Raw genomic sequence first — 5,281 nt, 5'->3', positions numbered from 1 at the left:
GGAGAGTAGGTCACCGCCGGAACATCATTACAGGTCGAGAGCCCCCCAACCACCAGGTTGGGGGGCTCTCCCACGTTAACCACCACACCACAAACACCCCCCAAACGCAGGACTAGCCCGGCACCCCACCGAAAACGCGGCACCCACCACACCCGCCGCCGTCGTGCACCACACAACCCGGCACCCGAAGTGACAGAGCGTCCGGCTGAACGTCGCACGAACTGAGAGAGCATCCGGCGGAACACTCCAGGAACTGCGAGAGCGTCCGCTGAGGGCGCAATTCCCCTGCAATTCCCCGAAAACCGGTGATTTTAGTCAAAAAATGGCGGAAACACGCGGAATTTGCGGACCTCGCGGGCCCAAGCTGGTAAGTTTTCGAACAGTGGCTTGCACGCATGCCGCGTTCAGGCTCCAGAAATCGTGACCGTCCAGGAGGACATCAATGGCTAAGAACCGTAGTGAACTTGTTTCAGAGGTAGCAGGCAAGGCCGGCACCAGCCAGGCAGCCGTCAACTCCGTCCTCGATGCACTGTTCGAGGTATTCGAGACTTCCGTCGCCGCCGGCGAGAAGATCACCATCCCGGGCTGGCTCGCAGTTGAGCGCACCGACCGTGCAGCACGCACCGGCCGCAACCCGCAGACGGGCGAGACCATCCAGATCGCGGCAGGCCACAGCGTCAAGCTGACCGCCGGCTCCAAGCTGAAGGCTGCAGTCGCCAAGAAGAAGTAGTCTTCTTCAGCAACAGCAGCAAAGGAGCGGCAACCTCAGGGTTGCCGCTCCTTTGCTTTAAGCCGATTCTGCTTTAATCCGATTCGCCGCGCGGGCACCCGTAGCGGACAATGGATAGGTGCCTTCTGCAGCAAAATCCCGTCCCGCAGCACCCCAGCCAGGCCCCGACAGGGGCGCCCCGGCCAGGGCTGGCGGCGTCGTGGGGATTTCCCGGCCGTGGCAGCTCGCGGGCCTTGCAGCCCTCTTCCTGGGACTGACGGCGGCACTCCTTTTCTCCGGCGCCGCCGCGGCCCGTGAGGTCTCTGACCCGGGGGCACTGGTCCGCTGGGGGCTTCCCGTCAGCAAGGCCATCCACAACGTGGCACTGGCGACGGTGATCGGCGGTCTGATCTTCGCCGTCGGCATCCTCCCTAGAACTGCGGGTCCCCGGTCCCGGACCCACAAAGGCGACGCTCCGGAACATCCGGCGTTCGCCCGGGCCCTGGCCATTGCTGCCGCTGCGGGTGCTGCCTGGACGCTGTCGGCGGTGGCCGTACTGGTCCTTACTTACTCAGACGTTGCGGGCCAGGCCGTCGGCGGGGACGCCGAGTTCACCCGCGCGCTGGTGTACTTCATGACGGACATCGAGACCGGCCGGGCATGGCTGAGCGTGACCATCATCGCGGCCGTGGTGACCACCGCGCTGTTCGGCGTCAGATCCCTGGACGGCCTTGCCCTCACGCTGATCCTGGCGGTGGCCGGGCTGGTTCCCGCCGCCCTGATCGGCCACTCCTCAAGCTCGTCGGACCACGAAGGCGCCATCAACTCCCTGGGCCTGCACCTTGTGGGCGTCAGCGCGTGGGTTGGCGGCATCATCGTCCTGGCGCTGCTGTCCGGAATCCTGACCGGCTCGAAGCCCGGTGCCGCCGCCGACATCACCGAGCCAACGCTGCGGCGGTTCTCTTCACTGGCCGGCTTTGCGTTTGTGCTCGTCTTTGCCTCCGGCGTCATCAATGCAAGCATCCGCATCACCAACTGGGGTGACCTATTTGGTTCCCCCTACGGCCAACTGATCCTCGCGAAGACGGCGGCAACCCTTGTCCTTGGCGGCATCGGTTTGATGCACAGGCAATGGGTCATCCCCCAGCTGGGCCGCAAAGGCTCGGCCATGTCCTCACGCCGCGTCTTGTGGCAGCTCGTGCTCGCGGAACTCATGGTTATGGGAGCCACCTCCGGCGTCGCCGTGGCCCTAAGTCGGTCGGCCCCGCCGCAGCCCACCACGTTTGCGCCGGACGCGTCGCCGGCGTTCATCCTCACCGGCTACGAGCTGCCGCCTGAACTGACGCCGGAACGCTGGCTGACGGAATGGCGCTTTGACTGGCTCTGGGTGGCCGTGGTGCTCTTCGGGCTGGTGGCGTACTTCCTGGGCGTCGCCAAGGTGATCCGACGCGGCGACAAGTGGCAGTGGTTCCGCGCCGTGAACTGGGTGATCGGCCTCCTGGTGCTGACCTTCATCACGTCAGGGCCGCCGTCGGTCTATGGCAGGATCCTCTTCTCCGCGCACATGGTGGACCACATGGCGCTGACCATGGTGGCCCCCATCTTCCTGGTGCTCGGCGCCCCGGTGACGCTGGCCCTGCGGGCGTTGCCTGCCCGCGGCGACGGCACCCGCGGGGCGCGCGAGTGGCTGCTCGTGTCTATCCACTCCAAGTTCTCCCAACTGGTCACGCACCCCATCTTCGCGGCGGCCAATTTCGCGGGGTCCATCGTGCTGTTCTACTACTCGGACGCGTTCGGCTTCGCCATGCGGGACCACGTGGGCCACGAGCTCATGATCCTGCACTTCTCGCTCACGGGTTACATCTTCATCCTGAGCATGATCGGCACGGACCCGTTGCCCCGCCGCGCACCGTATCCCATGCGCCTGCTCCTGCTGCTGGCGACCATGGGCTTCCACGCGTTCTTCGGCGTCGCCATCATGGGCGGCACCAGCCTGCTGGCGGCCGACTACTTCGGCAACCTTGGCCGCGCCTGGGGCCCGTCGGCCCTCCTGGACCAGCAGATGGGCGGGGCCGTGGCCTGGGGCATCGGCGAAGTGCCCACTCTCCTGGTGGCACTTGGCGTGGCCATCATGTGGTCCCGCTCCGATCAACGGGAGACCAAGCGCGTGGACCGCGCGGCGGACAGGAATAACGACGCCGATCTCACTGCTTACAACGATATGTTTGCCAAATTGGCCGAACGCGATGCCAGACTGGCTGAACGCAACTCAAAGCTGGAAGGACGCTGATGAGCGAAACCGTACGCACCCAACTCCGGGTCCGCGCCTCCGAACTGGTGGGCCGCAACTGGCTCAACACCGGCGGCAAATCGCTGGACCTCGAAGCCCTGCGCGGCAAGATCGTGCTGCTCGACTTCTGGACTTTCTGCTGCATCAACTGCCTGCACGTCCTGGATGAGCTGCGCCCGCTCGAGGAACAGTACTCCGACGTCCTGGTCACCGTGGGCGTCCACTCGCCCAAGTTTGAGCACGAAGCAGATCCCGTGGCCCTGGCCGCCGCCGTGGAACGCTACGAGATCCACCACCCCGTCCTGGACGATCCCGAGCTGGAGACCTGGAAGGCGTACACGGCGCGCGCCTGGCCCACTCTGGTGGTCATCGACCCCGAGGGCTACATCGTGGCGCACCTGTCCGGTGAGGGCCACGCTGACGGCCTGGCCGTGCTCATCCCCGAGCTGATCGCCGAGCACGAGGCCAAAGGCACGCTGCACCGCGGTTCCGGCCCGTACGTGGCGCCGGAAGCGACCTCTGGCACGCTGCGCTTCCCCGGGAAGGCTCTGTTCCTGCCCGCCGGGCGCGGTTCCGCCGGACCCGGTTCAGGCGCGCAGGGTTCAGGCGTCCAGGGAACGTCCGACGGCGGGACTCCCGCCGCCGCTGATACCGCCACCGACGGTTCCTGGCTGGTAACCGACACCGGGCACCACCGCCTCGTGGAGCTTGGCACCGACTTCGAGACCGTCCTGGCGACGTTCGGCTCCGGTACCAGGGGCCACGCTGACGGCCCGGCCGCCGCCGTCGACTCCGTCGAGCCGACCGCACGGTTCAACGAGCCGCAGGGCCTCGTGCTGCTTCCGGAAGAGGTGGCAGCGAAGGCGGGCTACGACGTCGTGATTGCCGACTCGGTCAACCACCGCCTCCGGGGACTCTCGCTCACGGACGGCAAGGCCACAACGATTGTTGGCAACGGTGTGCAGCGCCTGCTGGAAACCGGCCCCGCCCGGGTGGACGAGGACGCTGCCGGTTTCACGGGCCAGCTTAGCGAGCACCCGCTGGAGGTGTCCCTCAGCTCGCCGTGGGACGTCGTCTGGTCCACCAAGCTCAACGCCGTGGTGATCGCCATGGCCGGCACGCACCAGATCTTCAGCTTCGAGCCCCTCACCGGCGCCGTGGCAATTATCGCCGGCAACGGACTGGAGGGCCTGCTGGACGGGCCCGCCCACGAAGCCTGGTTCGCGCAGCCCTCCGGCCTGGCCGAGGACGCCGACGGCAACATCTGGGTGGCGGACTCCGAAACCTCCGCCCTCCGCAAGCTGGTCATTGACGACGGCGGCACGGTCACCGTGGAGACCGCCGTGGGCAAGGGCCTGTTCGACTTTGGCTTCCGCGACGGCCCCGCGTCCGAGGCACGCCTCCAGCACCCCCTCGGCGTCACCGTCCTGCCTGACGGATCCGTTGCCATCGCGGACACCTACAACGGTGCCGTGCGGCGCTACGACCCCGCCGCCGGGACCGTGTCCACGCTGGCCCGCGGACTCTCGGAACCCTCCGACGTGATTGTGGACCACACGCACGCCGCAGGCTCCGAGCCGCTGCTGGTAGTGGTGGAGGCCAACCAGCACCAGCTGGTCTACGTGCCCATCCCCAAGGAAGCCCAGCAGGTGGACGAGGGCGCCTCGCAGACCCACCGGCCCAAGAGCCCGGTAGCCCCCGGGCTGCTCGAGCTCACCGTGCGTTTCACCGCGCCCACCGGGCAGAAGCTCGACGACCGCTGGGGAGACCCCACGCAGCTGAAGATCTCCTCCACGCCGCCGGAGCTGCTTGTGGCCGGCGGCGGAACCTCGGTGGGGCTGCTCCGCACGCTGGAACTGGCTTCCGACATTCCGGAGGGCGTCCTGCACATCACCGCCCGCGCCGCGGCCTGCGACGGCCCGGAGGACGCGGACGGCGAAATCCCGGACCACGCCGCCTGCCACCTGTACCAGCAGGACTGGGGCATCCCGGTTCTCCTGACGGACGACGGCGACACCGAGTTGGTCCTGGACCTTCGCGGAATGGACTGATCACCGCCGCCGTGGTTTAGATCAAGAGGCTACGGCTTTGCGGCGCCGGCTTGCTGAGCCGGTGTGCAGAGGCTGCCTTCTGTGACCCTCGTGTCACGGGGGGCAGCCTTTTGCGCGCCAAGGCAGCTCCAGGACTCTGGACATGGGGTGATGGTGTTCGACTGACTTCCGCAGGATTCCGGTGTTTTTGTTATGGGTGCGACATAACAACGGCTGTTAATCCCCCTTCTC

Annotated in this window: 3 protein-coding genes; all 3 read left to right on the top strand. The window is 66.9% G+C overall.

The window, feature by feature from the left end; translation table 11 throughout:
* Positions 1-442: 442 nt before the first annotated feature.
* The 3 genes from ACX80X_RS20965 to ACX80X_RS20955 all read left to right on the top strand — a co-directional run bounded on the left by ACX80X_RS20965 (position 443) and on the right by ACX80X_RS20955 (position 5,050).
* Positions 443-730 (top strand): HU family DNA-binding protein, encoded by a 288-nt coding sequence (locus ACX80X_RS20965; protein WP_056341443.1) that lies wholly within the window; start codon positions 443-445, stop codon positions 728-730.
* A gap of 118 nt (positions 731-848) precedes the next feature.
* On the top strand, positions 849-2,999 hold the full coding sequence (locus tag ACX80X_RS20960) for a cytochrome c oxidase assembly protein (RefSeq protein ID WP_459313287.1): 2,151 nt from the start codon (positions 849-851) through the stop codon (positions 2,997-2,999).
* Positions 2,999-5,050, top strand: a complete 2,052-nt coding sequence (locus ACX80X_RS20955) for an NHL domain-containing thioredoxin family protein (protein WP_459313285.1) — start codon at positions 2,999-3,001, stop codon at positions 5,048-5,050. Before ACX80X_RS20960 ends, ACX80X_RS20955 begins: the two co-directional genes overlap by 1 nt.
* Positions 5,051-5,281 lie beyond the last annotated feature (231 nt).

It is taken from the genome of Pseudarthrobacter sp. MDT3-1, assembly GCF_054510755.1.
This window is presented reverse-complemented; position numbering and strand designations above follow the sequence as displayed.